This window comes from Bradyrhizobium sp. (genome assembly GCF_016213215.1).
Classification (GTDB): domain Bacteria; phylum Pseudomonadota; class Alphaproteobacteria; order Rhizobiales; family Xanthobacteraceae; genus Bradyrhizobium.
Genome location: NZ_JACRAW010000004.1, coordinates 12,031 through 29,425, shown reverse-complemented (window position 1 = coordinate 29,425; position 17,395 = coordinate 12,031). Strand labels below are relative to the sequence as shown.

Below are 17,395 nucleotides of genomic sequence, written 5' to 3'. Positions count from 1 at the left end.
GCAATCGCGTCATTGCGAGGAGCGACAGCGACGAAGCAATCCAGACTATTTCCGCGGACGTGCGCTGGATTGCTTCGCTTCGCTCGCAATGACGGTGCGAATGCAGGAGCGCGTAGATTCGGACTGGCATCCTCTCGGCTGTTTGAAAATCGAATCGGATGTTGCCGCGAGTGACAACACATCACCCTCAGCCTGAGGAGCGCGCCATCGGCGCGTGTCTCGAAGGCCGATGCCCGGCTGTCGTCACAAGGTCACGCACATGCAGCGGGGCCTTCATCCTTCGAGACGCCGCGCAAGCGCGGCTCCTCAGGATGAGAAACTGCCACCGCAGTCATTGCGAGCGAAGCGAAGCAATCCAGACCGCATCGGCGGAGAAAGTCTGGATTGTTTCGTCGCTGTCGCTTCTCGCAATGACGTTGTTGAAGCGAGCGCGCGACACATCATCGGCTGCCGGGCGTGCGCTACTTGACCTCCTGCAGCGCCCTTCGCAGGCGGCGGATGATGACGCCGCGGGCGCGGTCGTCGGCTGCGGCCGCGATGGCGTCGTTGATGTCGAGCACGAGCTCCGACATCTCGTTGTGCCAGTCGAGCCGCGTGACGGCTTCCGGTGCAAGCCGGCGCCGGCGCTCGACGTCGAGAAGCGTGGGCGCCGCGGTCGACAATTCGTAGATATCGTCGAGGATCGGCTGGAAGATCTTCGCCGCGGGAATGATGCGTTCGGCCACACGGTCCGCGAGGCCGGCAATGGCTGCCTCTTCGCCATGCGCCAGGAAGAGACCCCGTTCGATCGGCCGCCGGGCGGCGATCCAGCTTGCAAGGCCGGCGCCATCGGCATGGCCGGAGTAGTCATCGATCATGCGGATGCGCGCGGCGACCTTGACTTCCTCGCCCTGGATCCGCACCGCCTTCGCGCCGTCCTGGAGGAAGCGGCCGAGCGTGCCGTTCGCCTGGAAGCCGGTCAGCAGGACGGTGGCGTGCTCGTTCCACAGCCAGCGCTTCAGGTGATGGCGGATGCGCCCGGCATCGCACATGCCGCTCGCGGCGATGATGACGTGAAATCCGGTCAGTCTTGCGATCGATTTGCTCTCGTCGACCGTCTCGGTGAATTTCAGGTGTTTCGAATTGAGCAGCCGGCTGACGTCGACCTCGGGATCGAGGCTCGATGCGTGCTCGCGAAAGACCTCCGTCGCGTGGATGGCAAGCGGCGAATCCAGGAAGATCGGCGCGACGGGAATCGCGCCGCGCTCCATGAGATCGACGAGATCGACGATCAGCTCCTGGGTGCGCTCGACCGCGAAGGCCGGGATGAGCAGGGCGCCCTTGCCAAGAGCCGCGTCGCGAACCTCGGTGGCCAGATCCTGGCGCCGCTGTTCCGGCGTCGTCATCGCGCGTGTGCGGTCACCATAGGTCGCTTCAGAGAATACATAGTCGAAGCTGGCCGGTGCCTGCGGGTCGGGCTGGAGCAGTTTTGCCTCGGGTCCGATGTCGCCGGAGAGCAAGAGGCGCAACGGACGCTGCGTTCCGGACTCGATCTCGACCTCGATCGACGCCGAGCCGAGCAGGTGGCCGGCGTTCCAGTAGCGCGCGCGGACACCCGGGATGACGCTGGTCCAGCTCTCGTATTCCACCGGCTGAAAGGAATTGAGGGAAGCGATGGCATCGGCCTGGGTGTAGATCGGCGTGACTTCGTTGCGGCCCCGCGCCGCGTTGCGACGGTTGAGCGCCGCGACTTCGGACTCCTGGATGTTGCCGGCGTCGGGCAGCATGTAGGAGCACAGATCGATCGTTCCGCGCGTCGCCAGGATCCTGCCCTCGAATCCCCCGCGAACGAGCTTCGGCAACAGCCCAGAGTGGTCGATGTGGGCGTGGGTCAACAGCACCGCGTCGATGTCGGCGGGACGGAACGGGAAGGCGCCGTAGTTGAGCTGCTTGAGCGTCTTCTGGCCCTGGAACAGGCCGCAGTCGACCAGGAAGCGTCCGGACCTCGTCTGGAACAGATAGCACGAGCCGGTCACCGTGCGCGCAGCGCCGCAGAATCGAACGGTCACGCTCATCTCTACATCTCCACGAAATTGGACTGGTCGAACTCGCGACGCAATGCGGCCGCGAAAAGCTCGTCGAGCGGAATCGCATTGGTCGGATGCGCCACGCTGTTCGTCGAGCGAACGGAGCGGATGCCGGCCGGTGCGAACGTCGCCATCATCCCGGGCGGAAACAACGCATGGGTCACGATGGCGTCGACGCACCTGGCGCCGGCATCCCGCAGGGCCTTTGCGCCGGCGATCAGCGTTCCACCGGAAGAAACGATGTCGTCGATCAGGAGCGCCGGCCGGCCCTCGATCAGGCCCGCATCGGCAAACTCGATCTCGACCGAGCGATCGCCGCGGCGCTTCTTCGCTCCCACCGCGTATGTCAGTCCGAGCCGGCCGGCGAGATCGCTGACCCAGGGCAGGGATTCTGCGTCCGGACCGATCACCACCGTGGCGGGATCGATGCCGGATGCTGCGAGCGCGCTCGCGATAGCCGGCATGGCCGAGAGGTTTTCGGCTTCGACGCCGGGAAAGACCGCGGCAATGTCGGGGGTACGGTGCAGGTGAGCGTCGACGGTGATGACGCGCTCCACGGTTGCCGCGAGCAGTCGGCCAACGACGCGTTGGCTGATGGCTTCGCCGTCATGGAAGGCCGTGTCCTGGCGCATGTAGCACATGTAAGGCGCGAGCAGCACGAGGCGCGTCGCGCCACCGCGCCGCAGCGCCTCCGCGGCGAACAGGAGGGCGATCAGCTTGTCGTTGGGATGATCGAGCGAAGCGTAAAGGATCGTCGTGGCCGTCGCGGGGCCGACGGTGACCCGCAGTTCGCCGTCGGGAAAACGATGCAGCGCGATCTCGTGGAAGGGGACGCCGAGCCGCGTTGCCAGGCGCCTTGCCGGGTCGGCGCATGACGGCAGGCCTTGCACGCCGACCTTGCTCACGGCTCCGCCCGGCCTGGACGGGATTGCTGGCCATTGGATTCCTGGCCATTGATCGCGTAGCCGCCGTCAGCCGCGGCTGCGTTCCTGGCAAGATCGTGCTCGGGCTGGTCGAAGGCATAAACGCGGTACAGCGGCTCGCCCTGGTCGACGCGGTCGCCGATCTTCTTGAACAGTCTGACGCCGGCGCCTTTGTCCAGCGGCGCTCCGGCGGTGCGGGCGAGCCGGTTCAGGCGCAGGCAGTCGATGCCGGAAACGATGCCGTCCCTTGGCGCCTTTACATCGAAGGTCAGACTACCCAGCTGCGTGCTGCATTTCGACGGACCCTGGGCGTCGATGATCTTCTGCATCTGCTTCAGTGCGGCGCCGTTGTCGAGCAGTTCGCGGGCCCGGTTGTAGCCGGTGCCGCCGCGCAATTGCGGATCGTATTCCAACAGATGGGCGGCAAGCCGCAGCGACTTCTCGCGCAAATCCCGCGGCGCGTCGGGATCGTTGGAAAGAACAGCCATGACGTCGTTGGCCTCGAGGACCGGTCCGATGCCGTTGCCGATCGGCTGGCGGCCGTCGGTCGTGATCACCTCGACCGCTCGTCCAAATCGATCGCCGACGAACTCGAACAGCTTGCGCAGCCGCATCGCCTCGGTGGCGCTGGTGACCTTGGAGGTCGGGCCGACCGGAATGTCGATCAAGAGGTTGGTCGAACCCGCGGCGATCTTCTTGGACATAATGGAGGCGACCATCTGCTCGCGGGTATCGAGGCTGAGCGGCCGCTCGACGGAGATCAGGATGTCGTCGGCGGGCGACAGGTTCACGTGCCCGCCCCAGATCAGGCAGCCTTTGCAGGCCGCGACGATCGTCTTCATCTCCTCGACGCCGACATTAACGCGCGCCAGGACCTCCATCGTGTCGGCGGTGCCGGCCGGCGAGGTGATCGCGCGCGAAGATGTCTTCGGGATCGGCAAGCCGTGCGCCGCCACGATCGGCACCACGACCATCGACGTGCGATTGCCCGGGATGCCGCCGATGCAGTGCTTGTCGACGACGATCGGATCCGGCCATGCCAGTTGCGTTCCCGCGCTCGCCATCGCGCCCGTGAGTGCCAGCAGTTCGTCGCTGGTGATGAAGCTCGCGGAGCCGATCAGGAAGGCTGCTATCTCCATGTCGGAGTAGCGATAGTGCGCAAGGTCGTTGATGATCGCGCCGATCTCGGGGCCGCTCAGCGTCCGCCCGCGGATCTTGGCGCGCACCGATTCCAGGCTTTCCGGCGGCGTGGCCGGCGTGACGGTCACCAGGCTGCCGACCGGTTCGGCGAAGCGACGGAATGCGGGTTCGGACAGGCCGATCTCGTCATGCGCGGCCAGCGTATCGTCATCGGTGATGATCAGCGTCGCCAGCAGTGCCTTCGAGCCCCGGCGCAGTTCGACCCGGCTGAAGCCCCGGAAGATCTCGGGGCGCAGGGCCCGCGATTGTCGGGAAATGATCACGACGTTCTCGCGTCCGGTGTCGAGATGGACGCGTCGTATTTTCAGTTGGGGACGGGGTGGATCGGTCGGGTTCATTGCTTGGCCGGCAACAGAGGGAACTCGATGATTAGTCCCTCCCGCTCGAACCCGCTTGACCCAAATCATACCGGGGAGCCGGGGGAAGCCGCCGACCCGCAGGGGCGGCGGGACCTAGCTCGACCTTTTCCCGCTCGTCAGCGCCGCGCGCAGGCGGGTGAAGACATAGTCCAATATGCCGGCGCCGGGAGATGCTGTCGACCCGACGATTCGCGGTTCGTCGGGCGCATCGGCGACGATCCCGATGTAGTTCCGTTTAGGCTCTTGCTGTCGCGTAGCATGCATGCGTTCACTCCACCATTAGTTGAGCATGCGAGGCGGAGGCATGATCTTCTAGTCCGTATGACTACCGAACAGCTTACTGGATGGTGCTGCACATCGCCGCACCCCTTGACGTTAACAAATTGTTGAGGGTGTTGGCGAACGGGGTGGCCCGCCAATCGCGCTGCGGATTGCATTCGAGCCGGGGCCGCGAAACAATCGGGGAGGGAATTGACAGGAGCGTTTGCATGCGGCGGCTGATGGCGAATTTTCTGGCCGATCAATCGGGCGCGACTGCCATCGAGTACTGCCTTATCGCGGTCGGACTCAGCATCGTGATCGTGGCGGCCGTCAACGGCATCGGCACCGCCTTGAACGGGAAGTTCGCCTCCGTAAGCTCCTCGCTGCAATAGAGCTGCCGCCCGGAAACCTGGCCCGGGCTATTCGAAAAGATCCTGCTCCTCCAGCACTCTAGCCCCGCGTCTGAATGAGGCAGGCGAGAAGCCTGCTATTGGCGCCGACCTGTCCCGTTCAGGGCGCGCATCATCCCGATGCGGGCGAACATCAGCCATCCGCCGCCGATCTCGGCCGCGTTGATCAGGTTCTCGACGGCGATCTGCCAGCGCACCTCGCGCTGCTCGTCCTGCGGCAGTTGCATGATGTAGTCGGCGGCCTCCTGCAAGGTGCGGAGCCTGCGGCCGCCACTCAGCGTGATCGGGTCATCGAATGGCGTCGACCAGGGCATTTCAGGCCGGGCGCGGCTCGGATGCGGTCACGAAGCTGGCCCGGGCTCGCTTATCCGGCCTTCTTCGCGCGCGACGGCGTTCGCACCGGCTTCTCGGCCTTCTTCTGCTCTTCCTTGCGCTTGCCCGTGATCGGCAGCAGCATTTCGCGCTGGCCCTCGGCGCGCTTGCGCGGCTTCTTGCCTTTTGGCTTGGCGGCGGGGGTGGCATCCTTTTCGGTGGCGAGGCTCTTCTTGAGCGCATCCATCAGATTGATGACGTTGCCGCCGGATTTCGGTGCAGCCTTCGCCGCCACCGGCACGCCGCTGCGCTTCTTGTTGATGAGATCGATGAGCGCGGCTTCGTAGTGATCCTCGAACTGTTCCGGCTCGAACGATCCGGATTTCTTCTCGACGATGTGCCTGGCGAGCTCCAGCATGTCGTTGGTGAGCTTCACGTCCTGGATGTCGTCGAAATATTCCTGCTCGCCGCGCACCTCGTAGGGATAGCGCAGCAGCGTGCCCATCAAGCCCTTGCCCAACGGCTCCAGCGTCACGATGTGCTCGCGGTTGGTCAGCACCACGCGGCCGATCGCCACCTTGTTCATGGTGCGGATGGTTTCGCGGATCACCGCATAGGCGTCATGGCCGACCTTGCCGTCCGGAACGAGATAATAGGGCCGGATCAGGTAGCGGTTGTCGATGTCGGCCTTCGGCACGAACTCATCGATCTCGATCGTGTGGGTCGATTCCAGGGCGATGTCCTCAAGCTCGTCCCTGGTCACCTCGATATAGGTGTCGGTGTCGACCTTGTAGCCCTTCACGATATCTTCGGAGGCGACTTCATCCCCAGTCTCAGCATCGACCTTCAGGTATTTGATGCGATGGCCGGTTTTGCGGTTGATCTGATTGAAGCTGACCTTCTCGGTATCCGACGTTGCCGGAAAGAGCGCGACCGGGCAGGTCACGAGCGAGAGGCGCAGAAAACCCTTCCAGTTGGCGCGGGGGGCCATGAGGTACTCCAGACGCAACAGGGACAACTCAAAATGATAACACCTGGATACCCCGAATGATAGCGAGCGCCCCGGGCAATCTCCGAGGGACGTTAACCGGCTTGCCAGGCCGGAAATGCCGGAACATCGCGCGAAATCGGGCGTTGCCTGACCAAATGCTGAGTCCGCAAGCACCCGTGCCCGTCGGTACGACACCACGATTGAGGCCTCCAATGGCAAGCACCCGCGAGCGAGATCAGATCGTCGAGACCCCGAACGAGGCTCGCCAGGCCGAGCCCGGGCCTTCGGTGGCCGCACTGCTTGCCGTCTCGCTCGGATTGGCCGTCCTGGTTCTGGCTGTCGTCTGGTTTGTGTTCTTCCGGACCTGACCTTCTCGGCAATTACATCGGAGGGTGAACCGGCCGGGATTGTTCCAGGCAATGTTCGGCCGCCTCCCATTTCGCTTTGCAACCCGATGGATGCGGATAAGCGCCGCTGACCTGGTACAAAGCAGCACCCGCACCAGCTATGATAATGTGCGATCCCGTGCCCCCGCGTGGAGCGCGGCGGCGCAGCGTTTCATGACGAAAAAGTAACCTCTCGGGTTCCTTCGTTCATAATCGGTTCACGCCGGCGGGGATCATCTTGGCTGCACGATGTCGTGCAGCCCAGCCTTTGGAGACTAGCGTGCGCCTGCTCGTTGTTGAGGACGATCCGGATCTCAACCGTCAGCTTGCTACGGCCTTGAACGATGCCGGCTATGTCGTCGACCGTGCCTTCGACGGCGAGGAGGGGCACTATCTCGGGGACACTGAACCTTACGACGCAGTGGTGCTCGATATCGGTCTGCCCAAGATGGATGGGATTTCGGTCCTGGAGTCATGGCGGCGCAACGGGCGCTCGATGCCGGTCTTGATCCTCACAGCACGGGACCGCTGGAGCGACAAGGTGCAGGGCATCGACGCCGGCGCGGACGACTACGTGGCGAAGCCCTTTCACCTTGAAGAGGTTTTGGCCCGAATCCGCGCCCTGCTTCGCCGCTCCGCCGGACACGCCCAGAGCGAATTGACCTGCGGTCCGGTCACCCTGGACACCAGGACCGGTCGCGTCAGCGTCTCCGGCAACCCGGTGAAGATGACCTCGCACGAATTTCGCCTGCTGCAGTACCTGATGCATCACGCTGGTCGCGTGGTCTCGCGCACCGAACTCGTCGAGCACCTCTATGATCAGGATTTCGACCGCGACTCCAATACCATCGAGGTGTTCGTCGGCCGCATCCGCAAGAAGCTGGACGTCGACATCATCCAGACTGTCCGCGGACTTGGTTATCTCCTGACCCCGCCGACATCGTCAGGCACTTGACCGGACCAAAAGGACAGGTCTCTTGGTCGGGCATGACCATGTCCGGACCATTCTCTGCGACGGCAAGCCCAGCCGCTTTTCGGGACCAGCCGTGATGCGCGCTAGCTCGCTTGCGACCAGGCTGTTCCTGTCGGCGACCGCCTGGCTGGTGGTGATTTTGGCCATCACCGGAGTCGTCCTGTCGTCGGTTTATACCAGCGCTACCGAACGCGCTTTCGACCGGCGCCTCAACCTCTATCTGCGCACCCTGATCGCCGAGGTTGCCACGCCCGACGAACCGTCCGAGCATCAGTTCCAGTCGCTGGGCGAGCCCTTGTTCGAACTGCCGCTATCGGGCTGGTATTGGCAGATCACGCGCATCGATTCCGAGAAGCCCGAAGTGCGTGCCTCGCGCTCCCTGTGGGACAAGAAGCTGCCGAAGCTGGAGGAGCAGGGCGCGGAACTAACCGCCGCCGGCATCCGCCTCGGCTACGTCGATGGCCCCGAGGGCCAGACCTTGCGCGTGGTGGAGCGGCCGGTCGATCTCGGAGCTGATGGCAGGTATCGGGTCTCCGTGGCGGGCGATGCCACCGAGATCTTCGACGAGACGCGCAGCTTCGATCTTTATCTTGGCGGCACCTTCACCGCGCTCGGCATCGTGCTGTTGCTCACCACGATCTTTCAGGTTCGTTTCGGCCTTGCGCCCTTGAAGCGCATCTCCGAGTCGATCGCCGACGTTCGGTCCGGCCGCGCCGAGCGGCTCGAAGGCGAGTTCCCGGTCGAGATCGCACCGCTGGCGCGCGAGACCAATGCGCTGATCGACGCCAACCGCGAGATTGTCGAGCGCGCGCGCACCCACGTCGGCAATCTTGCCCACGCCGTCAAGACCCCGCTCTCGGTGATCGTCAACGAGGCGTCCGCGCACGGCGCCGACCCGTTCGCTGCCAAGGTGCTGGAACAGGCCAACGTCATGCGTGATCAGGTCACTCACCACCTTGAGCGGGCGCGGATCGCGGCGAGGGTGAGCATCGTCGCCACGGTGACCGAGGTCGCGCCCACGCTCGAAGCGTTGCGGCGGACCATGGAGAAGATTCATCGGGACCGGGACGTCGTCATAGAGGTCAAGGCCGACCAGGCAGCGAAGTTTCGCGGCGAGCGACAGGATTTGGAGGAAATGGTCGGCAATCTCGTCGACAACGCCTGCAAATGGGCGGCCTCGCGCGTCTCGGTCGAGGCGCTCCTCGAGCCGCCCGCCCTGCCGGGTGACGGCCCGAGGGTGCGGATCATCGTTGACGACGACGGGCGGGGACTTTCGGCCGCGGAGCGCGCGCAGGTGTCGCGCCGCGGCCAGCGGCTGGACGAAACCAAGCCGGGCTCGGGGCTGGGACTGTCGATCGTGGTCGATCTCGCCGCGCTGTATGGTGGCAGTCTTACCCTCGCTACCGCACCCATCGGAGGCTTGCGGGCGGAACTCGCACTCCCGGGCCTGTGAAGGCGCGCGCGGTATTCCTAAACGACTTCTTAACGCGGACGCATCTATAATTCGGGGTGGACGCATCCTGCTGCCGTCCGTGCGATACCACCGTGCATATCCGGGCGCATGAGCCATACACAAATCGAGCGGCTGAGGGATTATCTCGCGCAACTCCCTCCGCAGTCACAGGCGCTGTTAATGCGGGAGTTCGAGCGCGCCATCGAGCGTGGCCAGGACGTGGCCGTCGCAACCCTTGTGCTCGAGCAGTTGCGCGGCATCGCGCGTGACGGAGCCAAGCGGCAGCAGCCGGAAGTCCAGCAGGAGCCACGAACCGCCAACCCGGGTCGACGGCTATTCTACGAGATGTTGGAGCCGTTCCTGATCGACGGCAACAGTCCGGCGCGGATCGGCCAAATTCGCCGCGCGTCGCTGCAACCCATCTGGCAGTGGCTGGAGCGCACTGGCGCGCCGGAGCAGGTGCGCGAACTCGACAGCGCGCTGGCCGCGCTGGCGGAGGGGGAGAGCGTGCACCACGTTGACCCTGTGGTGCGCAAGCTGCAGCGCGCCGCGGCCGACGCCGTCCACGTGCTTAACTCGCCGGCACCCGGCGTTGACAGGCAGCGGGCACTGGCGCGGGTAGGACCTCCCGAAGTGATCGAGGATCTTACCTCGATCGGCACGATCCTCGAGGGTCGTGATGCGCTGGACGGGCTCACTAGTCGACTGCCCGCCTTCATGCGCACGTTTGGCGATTCCCAGATCGCCGCGGTCAGCACCGCCATGAACGTTCCGTCATTGCAGACGCCGAAGATGCTGCCGTTCGCGCTGTCGCTGATCATCCGGCGGATGGCTGCGCCCTGGCAGATCATCAGGCTGGCGGTCAAGATGGCGGCTTCGGATGACGAGATCCGGGTTGCAGCGACGCCTTATGGGGTTGCGATCACGATCGCGCTGCACGATCTGTCCTGCCTCGCCACGAAGCTGCGCATGGACATCAAGCGCGGGCACTTCGAGAATGTCGCGGAGCACCTGAAATCGCTTCACGACGGCGTGCGCGGTTTGCGCACCGAGCTCGATTTCCGCAGCGAATCGAACTGGGGCAAGCAACTGACGGCCATCCGCGCCGAGATTTCCAATGCGCTGCAGTCGGAGATCGAGACCGTGCCCGGCCGGGTTCGCCGCATCCTTCGCCAGCGTGCCGAGAAGGACATTCCGCCCGGCGCGCACGTCAACAGCTCCGAGGTGGAGGAGACCGCGGCATTGATTGACTTCGTGGCGACATGCCGGACCTATGCCAGCGAGCTCGCCATCAACGAGGTGACGTTGCGGACTTTTTCCGAGCTGCAGCAATACGTCGAAAAGGCAATGGAAGCCCTGGTGCAATCCCTGCGCGCCGCCGACCCCAAGGTTCGCGTCTATCGCCAGATGCAGGTAGCCGCCGCGATCCGGTTCTGCGAAGTCCTGTTTGGCCAGGAGTACGCGTCGCTGATGAGCAGGGCCGCGGAAAACGCCTCACAAGGCGAGCGCAAGCCGTCGCGCGCCGGTGGAGGGTAGCGAATTATAGTTCATGCAATTTACGGTTGACCGCCTCTGCCGGCGAACGTAGGTTCCGCCGCGCGATTCCAAGCCATTTCCATTTCCAGGCGCATGAAACCCGTCATTCGATTTGTTGAAATTGAGAACCGTGTGATTTCGGCGACCTATCGTAAGTTGATGGTGAAAGCGAAGATTGTGCTGGTCGAAAAAGCCAGCGGCAATCAACTGCGGGATCCGATCACTACGATCGTTTCGCCTATTCCGGTCGGCACTTTGCGTATCAAGCTGCCGGCGACGGTCAAGCCAGGGACCTATTTCCTCCGAGTCTTGAACGGACACGGCCAGGACGCGGCGCGCAGCGCGGATTTCGAGATCGGCTAAGTCGCTGTTTTGCTTCCGCTTCGGCCCGAATTTCCGGTCGGGTCGGATTGATAATTGTCAATTGCCGCCCTTGGCAGCCGTGGTGTAAAGCGACGCATTGGCGCCCTATGCGCCACCGGAACCCGCCTGATGACATTATGGTTTGTGTTCGCGCTGATGACGGTCGCGGCGATCTTCGCCGTGCTCTGGCCGCTCGGCCGTCATAACCGGCCGCAAGCCGAGGGCAACGAAACCGCGGTCTACAAGGATCAGCTTGCCGAAATCGAGCGAGACCTTGCCGCGGGATTGATCGCCGCCGCCGAAGCCGAGGCAGCACGGGTAGAGATCGGACGCCGCCTGCTGGCGAGCGCGGGCAGCGAGCCGACACCGGTCATGCGGTCGAATTTGTGGTGGCGGCGGGCCGTTGCGGCGTTTGCGCTCGTGGGGTTGCCGCTGATCGCACTGGCCGTTTATTTCCCGCTCGGTTCGCCGCAGCTTCGCGATTTTCCGCTCGCGGAGCGTACCAAGACACCAGACGTCAAGCAGCCGCTTGAGAATTTGGTGGCGCAGGTCGAACAGCACCTCGAGAAGAATCCGACCGACGGCCGCGGCTGGAACGTGCTTGCGCCGGTATTGGAGAGATTGGGCCGCTATAGCGAGGCGGTGCGAGCGTATCGCAATTCAATCGCTTACAATGGCGAGAACGCCGAGCGCCGGGCTGATCTCGGCGAAGCCATTGTCGCCGCGGCGGGCGGAGTGGTGACCGGCGAGGCCAAGTCGGAGTTCGACCGCGCATTGGCGCTGAACGCCGATGATCCAAAAGCAAACTACTTCCTTGGGCTGGCGGCCGAGCAGGACGGACGAACAGCTGATGCCGCCGCGATCTGGCGCACGCTGCTGGCAAAAGCTCCGACCGACGCGTCGTGGCGTACGTTGGTGCAGGCCTCGCTAGCCAGGGTCGGCGGTGCGGCCCCGGCGTTGTCGGACGAGACCATGGCTGCGGCAAAAGAGATAGGAGAGGACGATCGCGACGCGATGGTTCGCGGCATGGTCGAGCGCCTCGCAAGTCGCCTGAAGCAAAACGGCAGTGACGTCGATGGATGGCTGCGCCTCGTGCGCGCCTACATCGTGATGGGCGAGCGCGACAAGGCCAGGAACGCGCTCACCGATGCGCGCCAGGCAGTTGCCAACGACGCAGAGCGGCTGCGCCAGCTGAATGAGGGCCTGAAGAATCTCGGGCTCGACGGATGAACGTGGTGAGAAGAGATTACCCATGACGCGCAAACAGCGGCGGTTGACAATCATTGGTGGTTCGCTCGCGGTGCTCGCGCTTGCCGCGGCGCTGGTGCTCAACGCACTCCGTGATTCCATCGTCTTCTTTTCGACACCGACCATGGTCGCGGAGAAGCACATCGAGCCCGGCAAGCGGTTCCGTCTGGGCGGGCTCGTGCAACCAGGCTCGCTCAAGCGCGGTGACAGCCTCGCGGTCAGCTTCGAGGTCGCCGATGGCGGTGCGAAACTGCCCGTCGCCTACAAGGGCATCCTTCCCGACCTGTTTCGCGAGGGGCAGGGCATCGTCGCCGAAGGTGCGCTCGATGCCACCGGCGTGTTCAGGGCCGACACCGTGCTCGCCAAGCATGATGAAACGTACATGCCGAAAGAGGTCGCGGACGCGCTCAAGAAGCAGGGACACTGGAAGGACGACTACGGCGCCGGGCCCGGCACCAGGGCCGAGGGGGGATCGCCGGCATCGCAGGGAGCCACGCGGTGATTGCGGAAACCGGACACTACGCGCTGGTGCTGGCGCTCGGGCTGGCGCTGATCCAGTCATTCGTTCCGCTGATCGGTGCGCGGCTGCGGGACGCTGCGCTGATGAACGTCGCCCGTTCGGCCGCGCTGGCGCAGTTGCTCTTTGTGGCGTCATCCTTTGTTGCGCTCGTCGCACTGCATGTCACGTCGGATTTTTCCGTCGCTAACGTGTACGAGAATTCGCACTCGATGAAGCCGTTGATCTACAAGATCACCGGCGTGTGGGGCAATCATGAAGGCTCCATGCTGCTGTGGGTGGCGATCCTGGCGCTGTTCGGCGGGCTGCTCGCTTCGGTCGGCAATAACCTGCCGCTGTCACTGCGGGCATACGTGCTCTCGGTCCAGGCATGGGTGGCCAGCGCGTTCTATCTCTTCATCCTGGCGACCTCGAACCCGTTCCTGCGGATTGCCAGTCCGCCGATCGAGGGCCGCGATCTCAATCCGGTCCTGCAGGATATCGGGCTCGCCGTCCATCCGCCCATGCTCTATCTGGGCTATGTCGGATTCTCGATTTCCTTCTCCTTTGCAATCGCGGCGCTGATCGAAGGCCGCATCGATGCCGCCTGGGCGCGCTGGGTGCGACCGTGGACGCTGGTCGCGTGGATATTCCTCACCCTCGGCATCGCCATGGGTTCGTATTGGGCGTACTACGAACTCGGCTGGGGCGGCTGGTGGTTCTGGGATCCCGTCGAGAACGCCTCCCTGATGCCCTGGCTTGCCGGCACTGCGTTGCTGCATTCCGCGCTCGTGATGGAGAAGCGCAATGCGCTGAAGGTCTGGACCATCCTGCTGTCCATCCTGACCTTCTCGCTCTCGCTGCTCGGCACCTTCCTGGTGCGCTCGGGCGTGCTGAGTTCGGTGCATGCCTTTGCGAGCGATCCAACCCGCGGCGTGTTCATTCTGATGATCCTGTGCGTCTTCATCGGCGGCAGCCTGGTCCTGTATGCGGCACGTGCCTCCTCGCTGAAGCAGGGCGGACTGTTCGCGCCGATCTCGCGCGAAGGTGCGCTGGTCCTAAACAACCTCTTCCTCACCACCGCCTGCGCGACGGTCTTCGTCGGCACACTCTACCCGCTCGGGCTGGAGGTCCTGACAGGCGAGAAGATTTCCGTCGGCGCGCCGTTCTTCAACCTGACCTTTGGGCCTCTGTTCGTGCCACTGATGATCGCGGTCCCCTTCGGACCGATGCTGGCCTGGAAGCGCGGCGATCTCGTCGGGGCGGCGCAGCGGCTACTGGCCGCGGGCGGCGCCGCTCTTGTCGCGCTCGCGCTGGCATGGGCCTGGGCGCGGGGCGGCAGCGCGCTGGCGCCGCTCGCGATCGCGCTCGCGGTATTCGTCATCGTCGGCGCCTTGAGCGATCTGGCCGAACGCTCGGCGCTGTTCCGGGTGCCGTTTGCGACCGCGGTGCGGCGCGCACGCGGCCTGCCGCGCTCGGTCTGGGGCACCGCATTCGCCCATGCCGGGATCGGTGTCGCTCTGATCGGGATCGTGTGCGAGACCACGTGGAACAGCGAATACATTGGCAAGATCAAGCCGCAGGATGTGGCGAAGGTCGCCGGTTACGAGCTCAAGCTCGAAGGTCTTACGGAGCGGCAAGGGCCGAACTACCGTGAACTCACCGCCTTGTTCGATGTCAGCCTTGACGGCCAGCCGCTACGCCCGATGACGCCATCGAAGCGCAGCTTCTCGACGCGCGGCTCGTCCACGACCGAAGCTGCACTTCTGACCCGCGGCGCCAGCCAGCTCTACATCTCGCTCGGCGACATGGCCGACGATGGCGCAATCACCGTGCGGATCTATCACAAACCGCTGGTGCTCCTGATCTGGTGGGGACCGGTGCTGATGGCCTTTGGCGGTGTGCTGTCGCTTTCCGACCGGAGGTTGCGCGTCGGCGCGCCGAAGCCGGCGCGGGCGCTGCGCGGATTGCAGGCGGCGGAGTGAGACGATGAAGCGGATCCTTGCCGTCATGTTTGCACTCGCCCTGACGGGATTGCCGGCAGCGTACGCGGTGCAGCCCGACGAAGTCATGGCCGATCCTGCCAAGGAGGCGCGGGCGCGGGTCTTGTCACGCGAACTGCGCTGCATGGTCTGCCAGAACCAGTCGATCGACGATTCCGATGCGCCGCTCGCCCGTGACTTGCGAGTTCTGGTTCGCGAGCGCATCGCCGCGGGCGACAGCGACACCCAGGTGATCGACTTCCTGGTGGCGCGCTACGGCGAGTTCGTGTTGTTGAGGCCACGGTTCGAGGGCCAGACCCTGCTGCTCTGGCTGCTCACGCCGCTCGCGTTTGCGGGTGGCGCCGTTGCGCTGTGGCTGCAGGTGCGGCGCCGTTCACGGAACGGCGGTGAAGCGCCCGCGTCCCTGACGCCGGAAGAGGAGGCAAAGCTCGCGGCGCTGATGTCCGCCGACAGTAAACCCGAGCGGCAGGGGCAGCCGTAACTCGGACCTAAGCTCCTGTAGTTTAACAGTTTTTGCCTGCGATAAACTGCCGCATACGGCAGCGCCTTTCATTACGAAAGTTTAACCCCGCCGCCAGCGCGCGGTAAGGCGGAGATACCCATCTTCAGGGCCGTAACGGTGCGAGCCGCAGCACCCCCATTTCCAAGGCTCTGGAGACCTCCGAATGACCGAACGCCCCCATTTCTCGACCCTTCCTTCGTTCCGCCAGCCACGTCGGTCGTTATTGTCTGTCCGCCGGTTCGCGTTGATGGCCTCGGTGGTCGCTGGTTTGGGCGTTGCGGCCTACGGCTTCGGCCCGCCGACCTCGTCCTCGAACGTCTTCACCAGCCCGGCGCAGGCGCAGGTCAACACCGAGGTGCGTAAGGTCGAACGGCCGGTCGGCTTTGCCGACATCGTGGAGCGGGTTAAGCCTTCGGTGATTTCGGTCAAGATCAACATCAAGGAGAAGCTCGCGAACAACGACGACGATGATGCTTCTCCGTTCCAGCCCGGTTCGCCGATGGAGCGCTTCTTCCGTCGTTTCGGCAGTCCGGACGGGGTCCCGGGCATGCGCGGCGGCCGCGGACGTGTCGTTACCGGGCAGGGCTCCGGCTTCTTCATTTCGCCGGATGGCTACGCGGTGACCAACAATCACGTGGTGGATGGCGCCGACAAGGTCGAAGTCACCACCGACGACGGCAAGACCTATACCGCCAAGGTGATCGGCACCGACCAGCGTACGGACCTCGCCCTGATCAAAGTGGAGGGCGGCTCGAATTTCCCGTTTGCCAAGCTTTCGGACGGCAAGCCTCGTATCGGCGACTGGGTGCTAGCGGTCGGTAATCCGTTCGGTCTCGGCGGGACCGTGACCGCCGGCATCGTCTCGGCCATGGGCCGCGACATCGGCAATGGGCCCTATGACGATTTCATCCAGATCGACGCCCCCGTGAACAAGGGTAACTCCGGCGGTCCGGCCTTCAACATCGAAGGCGACGTTATCGGGGTCAACGCGGCAATCTATTCGCCGTCGGGCGGTAGCGTCGGCATCGCCTTCTCCATTCCCGCTGCGACCGTGAAGAGCGTGGTCGCGCAGCTCAAGGACAGGGGGTCGGTCAGCCGCGGCTGGATCGGTGTGCAGATTCAGCCGGTGACGCCCGACATTGCGGACAGCCTCGGCTTGAAGAAGGCCGAAGGCGCGCTCGTTGCAGAGCCGCAGGCCAACGGTCCGGCGGCGAAGGCGGGGATCGAGTCGGGTGACGTGATCACGGCCGTCAACGGCGAGCCGGTCAAGGATGCTCGCGAACTCGCCCGAACCATCGGCGCCATGGCGCCTGGAGCGGCGGTCAAGCTCAACGTGTTGCACAAGGGCCAGGACAAGGTTGTCAACCTGACCCTGGGCCAGCTGCCCAACACGCTCGAAGCCAAGGCCGATAACGGAAAAGGCAACGACCGCGGTGGTGCGACCCGCGGCACCGACGTGCCCAAGCTCGGGCTGACCGTAGCGCCGGCCAACAGCGTCGCCGGCGCAGGCAAGGAAGGCGTCGTCGTCACCGAAGTCGATCCGAAGGGCGCCGCGGCCGACCGCGGCTTCAAGGAAGGCGACGTCATTCTGGAGGTTGCCGGCAAGATCGTGAATTCGGCTGGCGATGTGCGCGACGCGATCAACGCGGCCCGCAACGACAACAAGAACACCGTGCTGATGCGTGTGAAGAGCGGCGGTCAGTCACGTTTTGTCGCACTACCCTTGGCAAAGGGCTGAGGGCTCACGAGATGAAGGGTGCCGCCGCAATCAGTTGCCCCCGCTGGCGGCCCCTTCTTGGGAGCAGCGCAACGCGCGCTCCCTTAGCCTACCTTCCGGTGGAATACGCCCCCCTCCGTCGGAAGGATCTAAGGGCGGTGAGGTCCCCCAGCCTCGCCGCCCGCTTTTTCTCACC

The 17,395-nt window shown here is 64.4% G+C and carries 15 protein-coding genes and 1 pseudogene; 11 read left to right on the top strand and 5 right to left on the bottom strand.

The window, feature by feature from the left end:
- Positions 1–461 precede the first annotated feature (461 nt).
- The 3 genes from HY852_RS00705 to HY852_RS00695 are packed head-to-tail and all read right to left on the bottom strand — an operon-like array spanning position 462 to position 4,527.
- Positions 462–2,054, bottom strand: coding sequence for an MBL fold metallo-hydrolase (locus HY852_RS00705; protein ID WP_291601685.1), 1,593 nt, complete (start codon positions 2,052–2,054; stop codon positions 462–464).
- Positions 2,055–2,056: 2 nt separating this feature from the next.
- Positions 2,057–2,971, bottom strand: coding sequence for a ribose-phosphate pyrophosphokinase (locus HY852_RS00700; RefSeq protein WP_291601684.1), 915 nt, complete (start codon positions 2,969–2,971; stop codon positions 2,057–2,059).
- Positions 2,968–4,527 carry a thymidine phosphorylase family protein gene (locus HY852_RS00695; RefSeq protein ID WP_291601681.1) on the bottom strand — a complete coding sequence of 520 codons (1,560 nt, stop codon included), beginning with the start codon at positions 4,525–4,527 and terminating at the stop codon, positions 2,968–2,970. Before HY852_RS00695 ends, HY852_RS00700 begins: the two co-directional genes overlap by 4 nt.
- A gap of 509 nt (positions 4,528–5,036) precedes the next feature.
- Here HY852_RS00695 and HY852_RS00690 point away from each other — a divergent pair.
- Positions 5,037–5,201: a Flp family type IVb pilin gene (locus HY852_RS00690; protein WP_291601679.1), complete on the top strand. Its 165-nt coding sequence runs from the start codon at positions 5,037–5,039 to the stop codon at positions 5,199–5,201.
- A gap of 95 nt (positions 5,202–5,296) precedes the next feature.
- Here HY852_RS00690 and HY852_RS00685 read toward each other — a convergent pair whose 3' ends face one another.
- Both HY852_RS00685 and HY852_RS00680 read right to left on the bottom strand, forming a co-directional pair.
- Positions 5,297–5,533, bottom strand: coding sequence for a hypothetical protein (locus tag HY852_RS00685; protein WP_291601677.1), 237 nt, complete (start codon positions 5,531–5,533; stop codon positions 5,297–5,299).
- Positions 5,534–5,583: 50 nt separating this feature from the next.
- Positions 5,584–6,522 (bottom strand): Ku protein, encoded by a 939-nt coding sequence (locus tag HY852_RS00680; protein ID WP_291601675.1) that lies wholly within the window; start codon positions 6,520–6,522, stop codon positions 5,584–5,586.
- Between the two features lie 212 nt (positions 6,523–6,734).
- Here HY852_RS00680 and HY852_RS00675 point away from each other — a divergent pair, with 212 nt between their 5' ends.
- The 10 genes and pseudogenes from HY852_RS00675 (at position 6,735) to HY852_RS00630 (ending at position 17,220) form a co-directional block, all read left to right on the top strand.
- Positions 6,735–6,890, top strand: a complete 156-nt coding sequence (locus HY852_RS00675; RefSeq protein ID WP_291601674.1) for a hypothetical protein — start codon at positions 6,735–6,737, stop codon at positions 6,888–6,890.
- Positions 6,891–7,188: 298 nt separating this feature from the next.
- Positions 7,189–7,863, top strand: coding sequence for a response regulator transcription factor (locus HY852_RS00670; RefSeq protein ID WP_291601672.1), 675 nt, complete (start codon positions 7,189–7,191; stop codon positions 7,861–7,863).
- A gap of 94 nt (positions 7,864–7,957) precedes the next feature.
- The gene (locus HY852_RS00665) at positions 7,958–9,334 is read left to right on the top strand and encodes a sensor histidine kinase (protein ID WP_291601671.1); all 1,377 of its coding nucleotides are present in this window, start codon (positions 7,958–7,960) and stop codon (positions 9,332–9,334) included.
- Positions 9,335–9,442: 108 nt separating this feature from the next.
- A complete protein-coding gene (locus HY852_RS00660; protein WP_291601670.1) occupies positions 9,443–10,870 on the top strand; it encodes a hypothetical protein in 1,428 nt (475 codons plus the stop codon).
- Between the two features lie 93 nt (positions 10,871–10,963).
- Positions 10,964–11,233 carry a hypothetical protein gene (locus HY852_RS00655; protein WP_291601669.1) on the top strand — a complete coding sequence of 90 codons (270 nt, stop codon included), beginning with the start codon at positions 10,964–10,966 and terminating at the stop codon, positions 11,231–11,233.
- A gap of 129 nt (positions 11,234–11,362) precedes the next feature.
- A complete protein-coding gene (gene ccmI / locus HY852_RS00650) occupies positions 11,363–12,463 on the top strand; it encodes a c-type cytochrome biogenesis protein CcmI (protein WP_291601667.1) in 1,101 nt (366 codons plus the stop codon).
- Positions 12,464–12,485: 22 nt separating this feature from the next.
- Positions 12,486–12,923: pseudogene (gene ccmE / locus HY852_RS00645) on the top strand (cytochrome c maturation protein CcmE); the annotation flags it as partial.
- Between the two features lie 56 nt (positions 12,924–12,979).
- Positions 12,980–14,962 carry a heme lyase CcmF/NrfE family subunit gene (locus HY852_RS00640; protein ID WP_291601665.1) on the top strand — a complete coding sequence of 661 codons (1,983 nt, stop codon included), beginning with the start codon at positions 12,980–12,982 and terminating at the stop codon, positions 14,960–14,962.
- 4 nt (positions 14,963–14,966) lie between these two features.
- Positions 14,967–15,461: a cytochrome c-type biogenesis protein gene (locus HY852_RS00635; protein ID WP_291601663.1), complete on the top strand. Its 495-nt coding sequence runs from the start codon at positions 14,967–14,969 to the stop codon at positions 15,459–15,461.
- 184 nt (positions 15,462–15,645) lie between these two features.
- A complete protein-coding gene (locus HY852_RS00630; protein ID WP_291601660.1) occupies positions 15,646–17,220 on the top strand; it encodes a Do family serine endopeptidase in 1,575 nt (524 codons plus the stop codon).
- Positions 17,221–17,395 lie beyond the last annotated feature (175 nt).